The sequence below is a fragment of the Corynebacterium uterequi genome, from assembly GCF_001021065.1.
Taxonomy (GTDB): domain Bacteria; phylum Actinomycetota; class Actinomycetes; order Mycobacteriales; family Mycobacteriaceae; genus Corynebacterium; species Corynebacterium uterequi.
This window is the reverse complement of the sequence record NZ_CP011546.1, coordinates 821,169-837,851: the sequence shown is the minus strand read 5'-3', so window position 1 is coordinate 837,851 and position 16,683 is coordinate 821,169. Positions and strand designations below refer to the sequence as shown.

General features: G+C 64.8%; 16 protein-coding genes and 1 riboswitch. Of the genes, 9 read left to right on the top strand and 7 right to left on the bottom strand.

Annotation, left to right across the window (positions count from 1 at the left end):
* Positions 1–2 precede the first annotated feature (2 nt).
* The 3 genes from CUTER_RS03950 to CUTER_RS03940 form a co-directional block, all read right to left on the bottom strand.
* Entirely contained in the window at positions 3–761 is a 759-nt protein-coding gene (locus CUTER_RS03950; RefSeq protein ID WP_047259318.1) for an energy-coupling factor transporter transmembrane component T family protein, read from the bottom strand.
* The gene (locus tag CUTER_RS03945) at positions 762–2,066 is read right to left on the bottom strand and encodes an ABC transporter ATP-binding protein (protein WP_047259317.1); all 1,305 of its coding nucleotides are present in this window, start codon (positions 2,064–2,066) and stop codon (positions 762–764) included. It abuts the gene before it with no gap.
* Positions 2,063–2,665 (bottom strand): ECF transporter S component, encoded by a 603-nt coding sequence (locus CUTER_RS03940; RefSeq protein ID WP_236684761.1) that lies wholly within the window; start codon positions 2,663–2,665, stop codon positions 2,063–2,065. Before CUTER_RS03940 ends, CUTER_RS03945 begins: the two co-directional genes overlap by 4 nt.
* Positions 2,663–2,779: riboswitch (TPP riboswitch) on the bottom strand. Its footprint overlaps the gene before it by 3 nt.
* Before the next feature lie 123 nt (positions 2,780–2,902).
* Here CUTER_RS03940 and CUTER_RS03935 point away from each other — a divergent pair.
* On the top strand, positions 2,903–3,877 hold the full coding sequence (locus CUTER_RS03935) for a DUF808 domain-containing protein (protein ID WP_047259316.1): 975 nt from the start codon (positions 2,903–2,905) through the stop codon (positions 3,875–3,877).
* 6 nt (positions 3,878–3,883) lie between these two features.
* Here CUTER_RS03935 and zupT read toward each other — a convergent pair whose 3' ends face one another.
* The gene (gene zupT / locus CUTER_RS03930) at positions 3,884–4,714 is read right to left on the bottom strand and encodes a zinc transporter ZupT (protein ID WP_047260592.1); all 831 of its coding nucleotides are present in this window, start codon (positions 4,712–4,714) and stop codon (positions 3,884–3,886) included.
* Positions 4,715–4,841: 127 nt separating this feature from the next.
* Between zupT and CUTER_RS03925 the strand changes: the two genes are divergently transcribed.
* Complete coding sequence (locus CUTER_RS03925; protein ID WP_047259315.1) at positions 4,842–5,573, top strand: hypothetical protein; 732 nt, start codon at positions 4,842–4,844, stop codon at positions 5,571–5,573.
* A gap of 21 nt (positions 5,574–5,594) precedes the next feature.
* On the opposite strand, the gene CUTER_RS03920 is transcribed toward CUTER_RS03925, so the two are convergent.
* On the bottom strand, positions 5,595–6,725 hold the full coding sequence (locus tag CUTER_RS03920) for an esterase-like activity of phytase family protein (RefSeq protein ID WP_047259314.1): 1,131 nt from the start codon (positions 6,723–6,725) through the stop codon (positions 5,595–5,597).
* 221 nt (positions 6,726–6,946) lie between these two features.
* On the opposite strand from CUTER_RS03920, the gene CUTER_RS03915 reads away from it, so the two are divergent.
* The 3 genes from CUTER_RS03915 (at position 6,947) to CUTER_RS03905 (ending at position 9,903) form a co-directional block, all read left to right on the top strand.
* A complete protein-coding gene (locus tag CUTER_RS03915) occupies positions 6,947–8,317 on the top strand; it encodes a dicarboxylate/amino acid:cation symporter (RefSeq protein ID WP_047259313.1) in 1,371 nt (456 codons plus the stop codon).
* A gap of 348 nt (positions 8,318–8,665) precedes the next feature.
* Positions 8,666–9,076: a hypothetical protein gene (locus CUTER_RS03910; RefSeq protein WP_047259312.1), complete on the top strand. Its 411-nt coding sequence runs from the start codon at positions 8,666–8,668 to the stop codon at positions 9,074–9,076.
* A 173-nt stretch (positions 9,077–9,249) separates the two neighbouring features.
* Complete coding sequence (locus tag CUTER_RS03905; protein ID WP_047259311.1) at positions 9,250–9,903, top strand: ASCH domain-containing protein; 654 nt, start codon at positions 9,250–9,252, stop codon at positions 9,901–9,903.
* A gap of 81 nt (positions 9,904–9,984) precedes the next feature.
* Here CUTER_RS03905 and ychF read toward each other — a convergent pair whose 3' ends face one another.
* The gene (ychF, locus tag CUTER_RS03900; protein WP_047259310.1) at positions 9,985–11,070 is read right to left on the bottom strand and encodes a redox-regulated ATPase YchF; all 1,086 of its coding nucleotides are present in this window, start codon (positions 11,068–11,070) and stop codon (positions 9,985–9,987) included.
* 89 nt (positions 11,071–11,159) lie between these two features.
* Between ychF and CUTER_RS03895 the strand changes: the two genes are divergently transcribed.
* The 3 genes from CUTER_RS03895 to CUTER_RS03885 are packed head-to-tail and all read left to right on the top strand — an operon-like array spanning position 11,160 to position 14,374.
* Complete coding sequence (locus CUTER_RS03895; RefSeq protein ID WP_236684760.1) at positions 11,160–12,518, top strand: AI-2E family transporter; 1,359 nt, start codon at positions 11,160–11,162, stop codon at positions 12,516–12,518.
* A 59-nt stretch (positions 12,519–12,577) separates the two neighbouring features.
* Positions 12,578–13,687 carry a DNA recombination protein RmuC gene (gene rmuC, locus CUTER_RS03890; protein ID WP_047259309.1) on the top strand — a complete coding sequence of 370 codons (1,110 nt, stop codon included), beginning with the start codon at positions 12,578–12,580 and terminating at the stop codon, positions 13,685–13,687.
* 21 nt (positions 13,688–13,708) lie between these two features.
* Positions 13,709–14,374: a DUF6542 domain-containing protein gene (locus tag CUTER_RS03885; protein ID WP_144412252.1), complete on the top strand. Its 666-nt coding sequence runs from the start codon at positions 13,709–13,711 to the stop codon at positions 14,372–14,374.
* On the opposite strand, the gene CUTER_RS03880 is transcribed toward CUTER_RS03885, so the two are convergent.
* Positions 14,371–15,327 (bottom strand): 4-hydroxy-3-methylbut-2-enyl diphosphate reductase, encoded by a 957-nt coding sequence (locus CUTER_RS03880; protein ID WP_047259307.1) that lies wholly within the window; start codon positions 15,325–15,327, stop codon positions 14,371–14,373. The genes CUTER_RS03885 and CUTER_RS03880 overlap by 4 nt on opposite strands.
* Before the next feature lie 92 nt (positions 15,328–15,419).
* Here CUTER_RS03880 and xseA point away from each other — a divergent pair, with 92 nt between their 5' ends.
* Positions 15,420–16,673 carry an exodeoxyribonuclease VII large subunit gene (gene xseA, locus CUTER_RS03875; RefSeq protein WP_236684759.1) on the top strand — a complete coding sequence of 418 codons (1,254 nt, stop codon included), beginning with the start codon at positions 15,420–15,422 and terminating at the stop codon, positions 16,671–16,673.
* Positions 16,674–16,683: the final 10 nt, after the last annotated feature.

Below are 16,683 nucleotides of genomic sequence, written 5' to 3'. Positions count from 1 at the left end.
CGCTAGCTCACCCCCAAAAACCGCGCCGCGCCGACGGCCACCGCAACGGCCACGCTGCCGAATCCGATCACCGACGCGACGACCATGAGTGTGACGTCCCGCGTCCGCAGCCGTGACGGCCGCGCCCACGTGCGGGTGGTGCCTCGGCCAAAGCCGCGGGCCTCCATCGCCGTCGCCAGCTTCGCGGAACGCCGCAACGCCGACACCAACACCCCGAAGGACACCGTCAGCCAGTACTTCAGCCCCGTATCGTCGGCAAGGCCTCTGGCCCGCCGCGCCATGCGGATCGACGCGAGATCGCTACGCAGCAGCCCAATCAGCCGCACTCCGGCGACGGTGGCGATGACGAAGCGGTGCGGGAGGTGCAGGATCTGCGCGAGCCCATCGCCCAGTTCAGTTGCGTCGATATGCGCGCTCAACACCACGACCGGCAGGCCGATGGCGAGCACGCGGACGAAAATGGCCACCGCCAGGGAGAGAGAATTGTCCGTGACGTGGAAGAGTCCCAGGTGGAGGTAGACGTGGCCGTCGGGGGCGCCGAACAGCGCCATGGACACGCTGGCCAACGCGGCAGCCACCATAATCGGAGCTCCCCGGCGCGCTAGCCGCAGCAGTCCGACGCCACACAGTGGCGCAGCTAGGACGGTGGCGGCGAGCACGATGCCGGCGGACACGGCGTCCACGGACAACATGAGCGGCGTGGTGAGCACCACCAGGGCGATGACCTTCGCCACCGGATTCACGCCTTCCAGGACGTTCACTTAGAGGGTCACCTCCTTATCGCCGAGAGCGGTTCGATACAGCTCATCGTGGGTGATGGATACGACCGTGCGGCCGGCGCGGTTGATCTCGCGGATGAGGGCGAGCAACTCGACGAGTCCGGCGTCGTCTTGGCCGAAGGTCGGCTCGTCGAGGATGATCAGCTCGGGGGCGTTAATGAGGGCCGTGGCAACGGACAGGCGACGCTTCTCCCCGCCGGAGAGGGTGAAGGGGTTAGCGCTGGCGACGTGGGTGAGACGCAGTCGATCAAGCCACTCGACGACGCTGCGCGCCGACGCGCCGGATGCCGCAAGCTCGTCGCGCACCGTGCGCAGCGAGAAGTGGTGTTCCGGGTCTTGGAAGACGAAGCCGAGCCGGCGGGCTAGCTTGCTCGACGGCCATCGATGTGCCGGTCCCGTTAATCCTCGTCGGATGCTCTCGGCGTAGTCGACAGTGCCGGAGATGGGGGCCTGCAGACCGCCCATGGTGACCGCGAGGGTCGACTTCCCGGCTCCGTTCGGACCCATGATGACGGTGGAGGCTCCCCCCGGGATGAGGATGGTGCCCGGGCGTCCCGCCGGGGTGACGAGGTCTTTAGTCCATACCGCGGCGGCGTTGGTGGCGTACTCGGGGTGGGCGGAGGCGACCGCGGGCAACGGTGGGAGGGCATCGAGCGCGTCGAGGCCACCGGGGGTGAGCCTGTACAAGGTGGGGTTGAGGCGCAGCCAGTGGTGCGGCCGGTGTTCCGCAATGATGACGGCGGCGCCGGTAGCTCGGGCGATGTCCCCCACTGCGGTCACGATCTGTTCTCGGCCAACCGGGTCGAGATTGGCCGTGGGCTCGTCGAGCAGGAGCACGCCGGCACCCATGGCCAAGACTCCGGCCAGGGCGAGTCGTTGCTTTTGCCCGCCGGAGAGCAGCTCGGTGGGGTGATTCAGGGGCAGGTCCAGGCCGACCAGGGTGAGGGCGCGCTCAACCCGGCGCCAGATCTCGTCGCGCTCCACGGCGAGGTTCTCGGCGCCGAAGGCGACGTCGTCGCCCACGCGGGAGGCGATGACCTGGGAGTCGGGGTCTTGCAACACCATGCCGACGGTCCCGTCAACGCTGATGGTTCCGCGCAGGGTACCGTCGGCGGCATCGCCCAACAACCCAGCGATGGCCGCCAGGAGCGTCGACTTGCCGGCTCCGCTGTCTCCGGTGATAAGGACGATGTCGCCGGGGCTGACGTCGAGGTCGACCCCGCTGAGGGCATCGTCGGGGCGGGCGGCGTGCCGGTAGCCGACGCCGCGCAGGCGAACCGCGCTCACAGGTCCGACGACCCCAGTGCAGACGCGCGCAGGTCGCGACCCGGGCCGAAGCGGTCGAGCACCCCGGTGCCGGCCAAGGCGCGAACCAGGTAGTACCCGCCGAGGCCGGCCAGAAGCACCCCGGAGATGATGAGGCAGCTGAGATAGATCACATTGAAGCCGAGCGACTTGGCCAGATTCGCCGAGGTGATGAGCTCAAGCAAAAAGGCGCCCACGCCTGACGACGCGCCGGCGAGCAGGGCCGGGACGAGGCCGAAGCGTCGATAGGCGAAAACTGCGAAGATGAGTTCGGCGCCCAAGCCCTGGGCGATGCCGGAGTAGACGGTTCCGATTCCCCACTGGTTACCCAAAAGCGCGGAGACCATGGCGGCGATGAGTTCGACGGCAACCGCCGCGCCCGGCTTGCGGATGATCAGCCCGCCGAGGACGCCGCCGATAAGCCAGGTGCCGGCGACGAGCCCACCCAGGCCCGGGGTGAGGGTATCAAGTGCGGTGAAGCCGGCGTAGCCGACGATGTTCCATACCCAGAACAGCATTCCGACGGCGATGCCGAGCACGGCCGTGGTGACGATATCAATGACACGCCATGACGAATTCACGGTATTTACTTTCCTTCCTAGCGCCGGAATTACCCGGATCAGGTTCAACGGTTCCCCTGCGTCTTCGTTCGCAGGAATCTCAGCCCACAGCGGTGGGCACCCGTGGCTGAGCGTGATGATGGAGGCGCTCAACTTCCGACAATTTTAGCGCATCACGCACCCGGCGCGATAACCGGCTAAAGTCTGTCGATGGTCCGATTTTAGGACAACAATTCCCCCCAACGAAAGGTTCTTCTTATGGCCGGTGGCCTGCTAGCCCTTCTCGACGACGTGGCGTTGATCGCCCGCAATGCCGCCGCAAGCATTGACGACGTCGCCGCCCTGACCGGTAAAACCACCATGAAGTCCGCGGGTGTGGTCATCGATGACGCCGCGGTCACCCCCGGGTTCCTGGAAGGCAGCTCGCCGAAGCGGGAACTGCCCATGATCTGGCGCATCACCAAGGGTTCCCTCATTAATAAGCTGGTCATCATCCTGCCGATCGCGATGCTGCTGAGCTGGCTGGCGCCGTGGGCCCTCACGCCGCTGCTCATGCTCGGCGGCACCTACCTGTGTTACGAGGGCGCGCACAAGGTTCTCGGGGCCGTCCTGGGGCACGGTTCCCACGAAGAGCCGGCCCGGGATTCCGGCCCGGAGGCCGAGGACAAGCTCGTTAAGGCCGCCATTACCACGGACCTGATCCTGTCCGCCGAGATCATGGTTATTTCCTTGAATTCGGTGCTCGATCAGAGCTTCTGGATGCGCCTCGGCGTGCTTATCGCGGTGGGCATCGTCATCACGCTGGGCGTGTACGGCGCGGTGGCGTTGCTCGTCAAGCTCGACGACATCGGCGTCGGCATGATTAAGCGCGGCCGGGGCGAGGCCCTCGGGCGCGGACTGGTCCGCGCGATGCCAATCATCTTGGGCACGATCTCCGTGGTCGGCACCTTCGCCATGCTGTGGGTTGGCGGCCACATCGTCGTCGCCGGGCTCGCCGAGCTGGTGTGGTCGTGGCCCTATGACCTCATCCACAACTTTGAGCACTGGGCGCACCACCTGGGCGGCGGTGCGCTGGGGTGGCTGGCCAACACGGTCGGCTCCCTCATCTTTGGTTTGGCCTGGGGCTTCGTGGCCTACGGCGTCGTCGAGGGCGTGGAAGCCCTCATCCCGGGACACAAGGCCACCCCGGAGCACATCGCCAACCGGGCGGCGGGTGCCGCCAGCAAGCACTAGAGCTGGCTAGATAAACAGCAGCAGCGACAGCGCCATGACGGCCATACCGGCGACGAGCCCGTAGATGGCCACATGGTGTTCGCCGGTCTTCTCCGCCGTGGGCAGCAGCTCGTCTAGGGAGATGAACACCATCACCCCAGCGACGGCGGCGAACGCGACGCCCATCGTGGCCGGGGACATAAACGGCAGCAACACGAGGAAGCCCAGCAAGGCGCCGGCAGGCTCGGCCAGGCCGGATAAGGTAGCCCACCGCAACCCCGCCCGGCGCGAGCCGGTGGCCTCCCGGATGGGGACCGCGACGGCCACACCCTCCGGGATGTTGTGGATGGCGATGGCGACGACGACCGGGAGCGCGACCGAGAGGTCCTCCAGCCCGGAGACGAACGTCGCGAAACCCTCGGGGAAGTTATGCAGGCCGAGCGCTACTGCCGTCATCACCCCCGCCTTCATAAGGTGGGAGCGCTGAGCGAGGAGCGCGCCGCTGGCTGGTTTCGTCGCATTGGCCGGCTCGTGGGGGTTGATGTCCTCGGGCACGAAGAAGTCAATGACCGCGATGATGGCTATCCCGAGGAAGAATGCTCCCACCGCCGCCCAGGCGCCGGCCTTCGCCCCCAGTGCCTCGCCGAGGTACTCCTGCGCTTTGGGGAGGATCTCGACAAAGGACACGTACAGCATCACCCCGGCGGAGCACCCGAGGGCCCCGGCGAGGAACTTCGGGCCCGGGGTGCGCGCGGCGACACCGATCATCCCGCCGATGCTCGTGGCCAGGCCGGCCAGCAGGGTGAGGGTGGCCGCCAGGGCGACCGCCTCCGGGGCATACCCGGCGATCTCGGTCATCGATTCATCCCCTTCGTCGGCGCTAAGCGGAACCATCGAAGAAGGCCTGTCTTATTCACGGGCATCAATTTATCATGGCCGTGGCCCGCATCGCCCGCCGTGGCCGACGGTGTCTAATCTAGGGTCTATGCAACTTTCGACCTACCCGCTCGTCCCCAGCGCCGCGTTCACGGCGAAGCACCTGCCGCTGACTCGGATTAATCACGCCGCAGCGTGGGCCCTGCCCAACTGGGACGTGGAGGTCACGCTGGCCGATCACCCCGAGGGGTGGTTAGTAACAGGGCCGACGGGTTACCTGGGGCTTGTCGCCAACCAAGACAAGGAGAGATACTTCGACGTCGATCGGGTGTTTCGCTCAGGCCTGCTTCCCCAGTGCCAGGCCCGGCTGACCAGCATGGACGCCACCTCTGGGCAGCTCACGGGGGCGTTGCTCCTCCCGCCGGCGATGTTCGCGGTGCCAGTGGGGACAGTTCCCGACGGGGCGGAAGTTCTCCGCCAGGGACAGCCCTTAGACATGGACTTAGCGGTGGAGCTGCTCCAGCCGTGTCAGGTCCTCGTCGAGCTGGGAGTGGTCGGCCAGCGTGTGGTGGCGGTGTACGACGGCCAGCTGATCGGCGGTCTCGCCCGCCCTCCGGCCGCCCTCCACGAGGCGGTGAGTAGCCGCAAGCTGGTAGCCCGCGCGTTCGTCGCGCACCGCGATGCGATCTTAGACATCGACCCCGAGGTACGCTCCGCCCCGATCACCAACCTCTCCGCCGAGGGGCCAGCGGTGCTACCCCAGGCAGAGCAGACGCCGGCTAAGGACGTGGAGCAGTTGCCCACGGTCATGATCCCAGCGGTGAAGGCCGGGTTGGAGTAGCGCCCGTCCCCGCCGGGGCTCTTAGAAGCTCAGGCGGTGCAGGAGGGTGCGCTGCGACGGCGCGTTGAAGTTGTCGTCAGAGACGACCAGCAGCTGCGGGTCCTCTTCGCCGAAGGCCTCCGGCACGCCCCACACCATGCCCTCGACGTTCTCCGGGTGTTCGTCGTTGCCCGCGAAGTCAAAGACCATCTTCTTGGTGACGGGGGTTTCGCTGCCGTCGAGCGCTTCCTTGCCGAGCACGTCGGTGGCACCGTCGAAGTTGAGGCGATAAATCTCCGCGCTATTGCCCTTACCGGGCACGAAGCCGCGTTCCAGCACAAACAGGGAGCCGTCTTCGGATCCGACGATCGAGGAGATGCCCCGGTCGGTGGCTCCGGGGTACAGCGGTCCGATGTCGAGGACGTACTCGCTGTCCGCCTTGCCGGTACCGATGTTGTAGAACGTGACTCGCGTGCGCGAACCTGCCTCCTCGGTGTTACGGGGGCCGTCCTGAGCAAGCGCGTTCTCGTTGACGGTCACCGCTCGGCCGTCGTTGGTCAGACCGAGGGCCTCGGGGCCGTTGTTGTGGTGAATACCCCGGGTGCCCTCGGCGTTGGGGGCATGGTAGGCGGGCACCTCGAACTCCCGGAGGTAGGTGCCGTCGCGGTCCGCGTGGATAATGCGAGGAGACTCGAAGCGCCCCTCCTTGGCCCAGCCTTCATCCGACCACAAGAACGTGCCGTTGGGCAGCATGCGGATACCCTCGGGGTCGACGTCGTTGAGCTGCTTGCCCTCAGCATCGCGCAGGGCAATAACGTCCTCGATGGTGACCTGCTCGCCGGTCACGGTCATCGCGTAGGCTCGCGCGTCGTTCTTATCATCGCTAATCGCCAGGTAGAGATCCCCGGCGCGGTCAATACCGGACAGGCCGCCGACGGGACGTTGCGCGATGACGTCCTTGTTATAAGGATTGACGGCCGCATCGGCAAGATTCTGATAACCGCGGTAGGTCATCATCCCGGGAATCACGTCGATGGAGGACTGCACGTCGACGCGGTCGCCTTCTCCGCTGGAGGCCGTGAACAGGTCACTGATCGGATCGAGGACGGGAGAAAGAATGCTGGAAATACTCAGCGCGCTCAGGGCGACGGCACTGGCAATCAAGGGCTTCATAGCAGCAATGATAGATCCCAGCAGGTGGCGGTGCCAGGTAACGACGCGGACCCGCTGCCGTCATAGACCGATCTGTTCAGTGAGGGCAGAACAAGGCGTCTTGCTTTTCCAAGGCACTTCATGACATCATTTCAGGGTTCCAACTCACTTCAATGGTCTTACCAATTGGCGCCCGTCCGCGTCGCCGTGCGACGTCGGGAACGCCACACACGGAGAACAACATGACTCTTTCCCCCACCCCTAGCGCCCGGAAGCGTCGGCTGCCCGCCTGGAGCACCAACTTCGGCGTCCAGGTAGTCATCGGACTCATTATTGGCCTCGCCCTCGGCTTCCTCGCACGCCGCCTCGACGCCGCCCTGCCGGAAGACACCACCAGCTGGCTGACGACCCTGCTGCTGTGGGTCGGCAATACCTACGTACAGCTGCTCAAGCTGCTTATCCCGCCGCTCATCTTCACCGCGGTCGTTACGTCAGTCGCCAACCTGCGGCAGGTGACCAACGCCGCCAAGCTCGCCATCTCCACGCTGGCGTGGTTTGCCATCACCGCCTTCGTCTCGGTGGTCTTCGGCATCCTGGTCGCGACGATCCTCAAGCCCGGCGTGGGCACGAGCGTCGACGCCGCCACCGCCGCCGAACCCTCCACCATGGGTTCCTGGATGGGCTTTATCAACTCCGTCGTCCCCGCCAACTTCCTCGGCCTCGGGGCCACCCTCCGTGCCGAAGACTCCATTAGCGTTTCCTTCAACGTCCTCCAGATCCTCGTGTTCTCCCTGGCCATCGGCATTGCGGCGGTGAAGGCCGGCAAGGACGCCGAGCCCTTCCTCAAGTTCGCCGACTCGCTACTGAAGATCATCCAGGTCATGCTGTGGTGGATCATCCGGCTCGCCCCGATCGGCACCGCCGCCCTCATCGGCAAGGCCGTCTCCACCTACGGGTGGGAGGCCCTGGGATCCCTGGGCAAGTTCGTGCTCGCCATCTACGTCGGCCTCGCTTTGGTCATCTTCGTGCTCTATCCGCTCGTCCTCGCCTTCGCCCGCATCCCGGTCCTGGAGTACTATCGCCGCGTCTGGCCGGTGACGAACCTTGGGTTCTTCACCCGTTCCTCGATGGGTGTCATGCCAGTCAACCAGCAGATCGCCGAAGAGAAGATGGGCGTGCCCCGCGAATACGCGTCCTTCGTCATGCCTCTGGCCGCTACCTCGAAGATGGACGGCTGCGCCTCCATCTACCCGGCTATCGCAGCGATCTTCGTGGCCCAGTTCTATGACGTCCCACTCACGTTCAGCCACTACCTGCTCATCATCATCGTCGCCGTTCTCGGTTCTGCGGCCACCGCCGGCACGACGGGAGCGACGGTCATGCTGACCCTCATGCTCTCCACGCTCGGCCTTCCGCTGGCGGGCGTCGGCCTGCTGCTGGCCACGGAGCCGATCATCGACATGGGCCGCACCGCCGTCAACGTCACGGGCCAGAACATCATTGCGACCGTGGTGGCCAAGCGCAACGGGATCCTCGACGACTCCCTGTGGAACGCTGGCGCCTCCGAGTCCTCCGGCACCAAGACGACGGCCACCGTCGACGCCACGGCCTAAGCCTCACGGCCAACCGACCAAGCTGAAGCCCTGCACAGCATTGTGCAGGGCTTTCTTTACTATCTCTCAGCTTAAGCACACAAGCATATAACAATGAACATTGTTGAAAGCCGTTGTCAAATCGCCAGCAACGTTGACGAGAGGTCCAAATAACTGGCTGACCAGCCACTTCCCACGATATTCCTACGACGGACGCCATTAAATGTGACGACCACCACAAAAATTTGACCCGGCAGGATCAAGTTTGAACCTGAGAGTTGCACAAGACCCCTGAGACGATGCACTGTGTTTCTTGTCAGGCCGGGCACTCCCGGGAACACACACCGCTTACCTAGAAAGGCAGTCACCATGGCTACCGTCACCGCTATCATCACCGCCCTGGGCGTCATCGCCAGCATCATTACCGGCGGCATCGAACTCTCCAAGGACGAGGGCGTTCAGCAGCTGTCCTCCCAGATTCAGAAGGCCGAGGAGAACGGCGAGACCTCCTCCTCCGACACCGAGATCCCGGCCGGCTCCTCCGAGGCTGAGACCCCGGCTGGCTCCTCCTCCGAGGCTGCGGGCACCGAGGACGTCGTCGTCGAGGGCACCGAGGACGAGGGCGCTTCCACCGAGGTCGAGGGCACCGACTCCGAGGGCGCTTCCACCGAGGCCGAGGGCACCGAGAACAAGCCCGCCGAGGAGGCTGCTTCCGACGAGAAGCCGGCTGACGAGAAGCCCGCCGAGGTCTCCACCCCGAACGTTGACGAGGCTGAGTAAGTCACCTCACCGTCGCGGCTAGTGCAACCCGCGCTCCCACCACCTGGTGTGAGCGCGGGACTTTTAATATTTAAAGTCTTAAGCCGGCAGATGTTCACACTTTCGTGCAAGCACTCCCCCGCCCCGGCTTCCCACCCCGGCTTCCCGCCCCGGCGCGATAGTCTTAAAGGCCTATGCTTACCCCTACTCTCCGCCGCTTCGTCGCCGACGCCCGGCGCCACGCCGCCGTCCACGACAGCAACAGCGACAGCGACGCCACTACCGTCGCGGTGCTCACGTCCTCCAACAGGATCCAGTTCGGCCACACCGAACTACCAGCCACCGTTCCTGATGACCCGCCTGCTGCGTGCGTCGTCCTACGCTCACCGTACGGCGATGTTGTCGCCCCACCTGCCCGCATCCGCGATGAGCTCCGGCGGCGCTCCCCCAACGCCGTCTGTGTGCTGCGCGATGCGGCCGGGCTATACCCGTGCCCGGTAAGCGACGTCGAACCGGAGCCGCCCTACGACGGCCCGCAGCGCATCAACATGTGGGAGGGCTACCTCGACTCCGTGGCGGCCAAGACGAAGCAGCAGACCATCCGTGTCGACGATCCTTTTCACGTCGGTCCGGCAGTCATCGAATTCGATCATGCCGACGGCTCTGTCACCCGCCTTCCCGCTGTCGTCACCGCGGTGGAGGCCAGCCAGCGCTCAGCGTTGACGGACGCTATCGCGCGGGCCGACGGTTTCCACGACCTGGCCGAGCTCAACGCCGCCCTCGATCACCACTACCCCGGACTGGGCGCCGATGAGGAACTCGACATCGTCACGTTTCGACTCTGCTGAACTGACGCTTACCCAGCCGGATGCCCGGCTTGCCACAAGGCTCTAACTACGCCCTAGCGTAAAAACAGCGACCCCTCACCCTTACACGTTGAACTTGAACTCGACCACGTCGCCGTCGGCCATGACGTAGTCTTTGCCCTCCTGGCGGACCTTGCCGGCGGCCTTCGCTTCGGCCATGGAGCCGGCCGCATCAAGGTCGTCGAAGGCGACGATTTCCGCCTTGATGAAGCCCTTCTCAAAGTCTGAGTGGATGACGCCGGCGGCTTGCGGGGCGGTATCGCCCTGGTGGATGGTCCACGCACGGGATTCCTTCGGCCCGGCCGTGAGGTACGTCTGCAAGCCGAGCGTGGCGAAGCCTGCCTTGGCCAAGGTGGTGAGTCCGGGTTCCAGCTGTCCAACGGATTCCAGCAGCTCTTGCGCCTCGTCGTCGTCGAGCTCCAGCAGCTCGGTTTCGGTCTGCGCATCGAGGAACACGGCCTCGGCAGGCGCAACCAGTTCGCGCAGTTCGGCCTTGCGGGCGTCGTCGGTGAGCACCGCCTCGTCGGAGTTAAAGACGTAGAGGAAGGGCTTGGCGGTCATGAGATGCAGGTCCCGCAGCAGAGCCAGATCGATGTCGCCGTTCTTGCTCGCTGCGAAAAGGGTGACGGAGTCTTCGAGCAGCGCCTGGGCCTTCTTGGCCTCGTCAACGGTAGCGGCGAGTTCCTTGTTCTTGCGGGCTTCCTTCTCCAGGCGCGGCAGGGCCTTTTCCAGGGTCTGCAGGTCGGCGAGGATGAGCTCGGCGTTGATCGTGTCAATGTCCGTGGCCGGGTCGACGCGCCCGTCGACGTGGATGACGTTGTCATCGGAGAACGCGCGCACGACCTGGCAGATGGCGTCGGCCTCGCGGATGTTGGCCAAAAAGGCGTTACCCATGCCTTCGCCCTGGGAGGCGCCCTTGACGATGCCGGCGATGTCCACGAAGGAGACGGTGGCCGGGAGGATCCGCTCGGAACCAAAGATCTCGGCCAGCCTGTTCAAACGCTCGTCGGGCAGCTCCACCAGCCCAATGTTGGGCTCGATGGTGGCGAAGGGATAATTCGCCGCCAAGACATCGTTGCGGGTAAGGGCGTTAAAGAGGGTGGACTTGCCCACGTTGGGCAGGCCGACGATTCCAAGAGTAAGGCTCACGTCGCCTGATCCTATCGCAGCCGCCACGCGCTGCCCACCGCCCGGTCTCGCCTAGAAGGTTCTAGCCTTCATGGGGCAAGATGTCAGACGTGACTGACAAGATTGTTGATGCGGCTGACAACCCACCGGAAGCCAGCGTCCAGCAGGCGGACCCCGCGCCTGCGGATTCTTGGCCCGGCGCGGAGGATCAGGTGGACCGGGGTGTCGTTGCGGCTACCTCGATCAAGGCCACGGCGTGGTGGGCTCTTCGCCTCTTCGTGATCGCGGCTGCCGGTTACGTTCTGTGGATCGTGGTCCAGAATCTCTGGGTGGGCATTTTGCCCGTCATCCTCGCTCTGATTATCTGCACGGTACTCGCGCCCTTGACGAGTTTTTTGCGTACCCGGTTGCATTTCCCCGATGCCGCGGCTGCCGTGCTGTCGGTGCTGGCGTTTTTCGGCGTGGTCGGTGCCATCATCGCGTTCGTGGCGCCTGACCTCATTAATCAGTCTCGGATCCTTTATATCCAGGCGTATGAGGGCATCCAGTTTCTCCAGGTGTGGGCGCAGGGGCCGCCGCTTAACCTCCACTCCGAGACGGTGTCCAACACCCTCAACGACGCTATCGCCTGGTTGCAGGGGCAGGCCGGGAGCATTGCCGGTGGGGTCATCTCTGGGATCAGCACGGCGACGTCCCTCGTCATTCAAATGTTCATGATTCTCGTCTTGGTGGTGTTCTTCCTCAAGGACGGCCACCGCTTCCTGCCCTGGCTGCGGCACCTGACCGGGCGTCGGGTGGGTTGGCATCTCACGGAGCTGCTCACCCGGGCGTGGGTGACCCTCGGCGGCTACATTCGCGCTCAAGCGGTGGTGTCTGCGGTCGACGCCCTGTTCATCGGTGTGGGCCTGTGGCTCATCGGCGTGCCGATGGCCTTCTCCTTGATGATTATTACCTTCCTGGCTGGCTTTATCCCCTATATCGGCGCGATTTCGGCGGGCGCGTTGTCAGTCCTCGTCGCTCTCGTGTCCCTGGGATTCCAGGAGGCGTTGCTGGTGTTGCTGCTGGTCATCGCGGTGCAGCAACTGGAGGGCAATATTCTCAGCCCGTTGTTGCAGTCGCGGGCAATGGATCTGCACCCGGTCATTGTTCTTATCTCGGTGGTGGTGGGTGGCGGACTGATGGGCATCCTCGGGGCGTTTCTGTCGGTTCCCATTGTTGCCGTGATCGCGGTTGTGCTTCGCTACCTCATCGACATCATGACGTTGCACGCGGGCGAGAAGACGGCCGAGGAGCTTGAGCACATCACCCCGGAGGGCGCGGAAATTGCTCGCTTGGCGGAGATCAAGGGCCGTGCGCTGCGCCGCCATTGGCGAGAATCGGCCGTGGTCAACGATGACGCGGACGCGGCACTTCTTGACGCGGCTCGACGCCTGGGATCCGACGGTAAAGCCCCGACCACCCAAGATTAGAACATGTGTTCTACATCCCGAGCGGGGTCGTGTCGAAGACGTGTGCCATAGTTCCTCCCATGGCTTCCCTTGTGGTCACTCTCGTCATCGGGCTTCTCATCGGCGTCGTCCTCGGCTGGCTGGCGCGCGGCCAGCAGCCGGAACAGTCCACGCCGGTAGGCGCCGGTCAGCCGCAGCTGCCCGGCGGGCTGAGCGAGGACAGGTTCGTCGAACAGATGGCGCCGCTGCGCTCCGCTGTGTCGCAACTGGGGCTGCAATTACAGGCTTTGGAGACTGATCGCGCCGCTGCGCTGTCGTCCCTGACCGCCCAGATGCAGGCGGTCACACGGACGTCAACGCGCTTGAATGACCGGACGGACAAGCTCGTCACCGCGCTGCGGGCCCCGCAAATCCGAGGCCGGTGGGGCGAGATGCAGCTGCAACGGGTCGTCGAGCTCGGCGGCATGCTTCAGCACTGCGATTTCTCTACCCAGGTGTCCGTGCGCGTCGGGGAGCAGGTCCTGCGCCCCGACCTCGTCGTGCACCTCACCGGCGGCCGGCAGATCATCGTCGACGCGAAAGTACCCTTCAGCGCCTATCTCGATGCCATGGATACGCAGTCCCCCGAGGAGCAGGCGGCGTTCATGCGGCGCCATGCCCACCTCCTTCGCACCCACGTCACCCAATTAGCATCCAAGAGCTACCAGGACGCGTTCTCCCCCACCCCTGAATTCGTGGTGTGCTTCGTACCTGCGGATCCTTTTCTTGACGCGGCGCTATCGGTGGAACCCGAATTGCTCGACTACGCGATGGGACGCAACGTCGTCATCGCCACGCCCACATCTCTCTTCGCGCTCCTTCGCACCGTGGCGCTGAGCTGGCAGCACGAGGACGTCTCCGAACGGGCGCGGACAATCCAACGCCTCGGCCGGGAACTGTATCAGCGGCTCTACACGTTCCACGATCACTACGCTAAGGTCGGCCGCCAGCTGGAAAAGACCGTGTCTGCGTATAACTCCACCCTCGGATCGCTTGATTCCCGCGTCATGGTCACCGCCCGGCGTCTGTCCGAATTAGAGGTCACCGCGAACCGCCACGAGGCGGACACTATTGAGCCGATCTCTACCTATCCCCGTTCGCAATCAGCCTTTGGGGACGAAGGCAACCAGCATGACTGGTCTACGCGTTAGCACCCGGTAGACTCTTTTGACGTGACCACCGCGAACCAACATCCAAGGGCCAATACCCCCTCTAGCTTTGATGGTTTCTCCCTTCAGTCGTCGGTGTCCATCATCATTGCCGGCGCCGTAACCGGGGTCCTCGTGAGCCTGGCTCTCAAAGCGGTCGGCTACGGCTTTCTTCTGCCCTACTCACTCGCCGCGGTGGGGGCCACCCTCATGGTTCGTCCGCGGGGTATCTTCATTACGTGCGCGGTGGTTCCCGCAGTGTTCGGTGTCGGAATTTTCGGCGCCGGGCTCGTCGTCGCCGAGCGGATGTCTGCCGGGGACCCCTTCGGCATCTCGGTGAGCGAATTGTTGTCCGCGGTCATCCCGATTACCACCAATTTCCCGTGGCTGTTGGCCCTGACTTTGCTGGTCGTGACTATCGGAATCGGGCGGGTGTACCTGCTCAAAAGGCGCGCTGAGCTCGACGCACGCCGTTCCCGCACCGCCCGCCGCCGGGCAACTGCTGCGACGAGCCGCACGCAAACGCTGTCCCGGGCGGCGCGTAGCCGCAATGAGCAGGCCAGCGTCGAGGAAATCCTCCAGCGCGCTCGGCAGCGCAGCGCCCAGGCCCACCAAGCAGCCGACTACGCACGCGGCCGTTCGTCAGATAGCTCGCGTCGATCGCACTCGCGGCGCCGCTCGCAGCGCTAACGCCGACGGCTGGGGCGCAGGTCCCGCGGCAGCGCGAAGTTGACGGTCTCGACGGTAGTGGTGACTTCCTCCACGCTGGAGTAGCCGCGGTCATCGAGGTAGTCCAGGACCTCCCGGACCAGAATCTCCGGCACGGAGGCCCCGGAGGTCACACCGACGCACTTCACGCCGGCCAGCCACGCTTCGTCGATCTGCGTGGCGTAATCCACGAGATGGGCGTCGCGCGCCCCGTAGTCCAACGCCACCTCCACGAGCCTCTTCGAGTTGGACGAGTTCTGGGAGCCGACGACGATGACGAGGTCCGCGTTGGGTGCGATCTCCCGGATGGCACCCTGCCGGTTCTGGGTGGCGTAACAGATGTCGTCCGAAGGCGGGTCCTGAAGATGCGGGAACCGCTGCTTCAGCTTGTTCACGATGGCCATGGTCTCGTCCACGCTGAGTGTCGTCTGCGATAGCCACACGAGCTTCTCGTCATCGAGGAAATCGGGGAGCTGCGCGACGGAGTCGATGTTATCTACCAGGTGGGTGACCTCGGGCGCTTCCCCGCCGGTGCCTTCCACCTCTTCGTGCCCCTCGTGGCCGACGAGGAGGATGTGGTAGCCGTCGCGGTCGAATCGCACGGCCTCGCGGTGCACCTTGGTGACCAACGGGCAGGACGCGTCGATGGTGAGGAGGTTTCGAGAGTCCGCGAGATCTCGCACCGCCGGGGATACCCCGTGGGCGGAGAAGACGAGGTGCGCTCCTTCGGGAACCTCGTCGGCCTCGTCGACGAAAATGACGCCCTTCGCAGCCAGGGTTTCCACGACGTACTTGTTGTGGACAATTTCCTTGCGCACGTAAATCGGGGCCCCGTACTTCTCCAGGGCCTTCTCCACGGTCTCCACGGCGCGGTCAACGCCGGCGCAATAGCCACGTGGCGACGCTAGAAGGACCTTCTTTTCATCAATCGACATGGAACCTAGGGTAACGAATGTCAGTCTGAAACAATAGGCTGGTTACCCAAGCCTTGAAAACGTCACCGTCCACCATCAGAAGGGGCATGCTCGTGGCAGAACACGATCTGCGCGTCACCAACACCGCGGAAAGCGCGGTGCCGGTTCGCGACATCAACGCCAAGATCGAAGGCTGGATCAACCGGCTCGGCGGGCTGTGGGTGGAGGGTCAGCTCACCCAAGTCAACATCAAAAACACGTGGAAATTCTCCTACCTGGTGCTGCGCGACACCGAGGTCGAGCAGTCGGTTCAGCTGACTTGCCCCACGGAGCTGCTGCGCTCCATGCCGGCTTTGCCGAAAGACGGAGACCGCGTCGTCATCCTCGGCAAGCCGTCTTACTACACCGGGCGCGGCTCCTTTTCCCTGCGAGTGTTGCAGATCCGGCAGGTAGGCGTCGGCGAACTACTGGCCCGCATTGAGGCGCTGCGGCGCACGCTGGCCGCCGAGGGGCTGTTTGACCCTGCCCGCAAGCGACGGCTGCCCGTGCTGCCCACCACGGTCGGCCTCATCACCGGCCGCGGCTCCCACGCAGAGCAAGACGTCCTCCAGGTGGCTAAGGATCGCTGGGAGCACGTGACCTTCCGGGTCATTAACACCGCTGTGCAGGGCCCGTCGGCTGTTCCTCAGGTCATCGACGCACTGCGCACGCTCGATGAGGACCCCGAGGTTGACGTCATTATCATCGCCCGCGGCGGCGGGTCGGTGGAGGATCTCCTGCCGTTCTCGGAGGAGGCTCTGCAGCGAGCTGTGGCGGAAGCCCGGACCCCGGTGGTCTCTGCCATCGGCCACGAGCCGGATAATCCCATCCTCGATAACGTGGCAGACCTGCGGGCCGCCACCCCCACCGACGCCGCCAAGCGCGTTGTCCCCGACGCTGCCGAGGAGCGTGCGCTCGTGCGTGAGGCTCAGGTAAGGATGTCGCAGGCGCTGCGGACCTGGGTGGATCGGGAACGCCACGGCCTCGCGGCCTTGCGCTCACGGCCGGTGTTGGCCGATCCCCTCCGCCCCATCACCGCCGGCCGCGACGAGGTGACCCAGCTGCGGGAGCGGGCACGCCGCTGCGTGTCGACGTACCTGGCGCAGCAATCATCCATCGTCGCCGGTTTGCGCGGCCAGGTATCCGCTCTGGGCCCGGCCGCCACCCTGGCTCGCGGCTATTCCGTCGTGCAGGTTCTTCCCCGGGATGGCTCCGAGCCGCAGGTAGTCACCACGATTGCCCAGACGGATCCCGGTTCCCAACTGCGTATTCGCGTTTCCGACGGCTCGATCACCGCCGCCACCATGTCCACCACCCCCGCCAATTAGCTACTACTCG

Excerpts from the sequence above, each read along its gene's own strand:
- rmuC (WP_047259309.1), top strand. The coding sequence starts at position 12,578 with ATGGCTTCCCTTGTGGTCACTCTCGTCATCGGGCTTCTCATCGGCGTC.
- CUTER_RS03910 (WP_047259312.1), top strand. The coding sequence starts at position 8,666 with ATGGCTACCGTCACCGCTATCATCACCGCCCTGGGCGTCATCGCCAGC.
- CUTER_RS03920 (WP_047259314.1), bottom strand. The coding sequence starts at position 6,725 with ATGAAGCCCTTGATTGCCAGTGCCGTCGCCCTGAGCGCGCTGAGTATT.
- CUTER_RS03915 (WP_047259313.1), top strand. The coding sequence starts at position 6,947 with ATGACTCTTTCCCCCACCCCTAGCGCCCGGAAGCGTCGGCTGCCCGCC.
- CUTER_RS03925 (WP_047259315.1), top strand. The coding sequence starts at position 4,842 with ATGCAACTTTCGACCTACCCGCTCGTCCCCAGCGCCGCGTTCACGGCG.
- CUTER_RS03905 (WP_047259311.1), top strand. The coding sequence starts at position 9,250 with ATGCTTACCCCTACTCTCCGCCGCTTCGTCGCCGACGCCCGGCGCCAC.
- zupT (WP_047260592.1), bottom strand. The coding sequence starts at position 4,714 with ATGACCGAGATCGCCGGGTATGCCCCGGAGGCGGTCGCCCTGGCGGCC.
- CUTER_RS03935 (WP_047259316.1), top strand. The coding sequence starts at position 2,903 with ATGGCCGGTGGCCTGCTAGCCCTTCTCGACGACGTGGCGTTGATCGCC.
- CUTER_RS03880 (WP_047259307.1), bottom strand. The coding sequence starts at position 15,327 with ATGTCGATTGATGAAAAGAAGGTCCTTCTAGCGTCGCCACGTGGCTAT.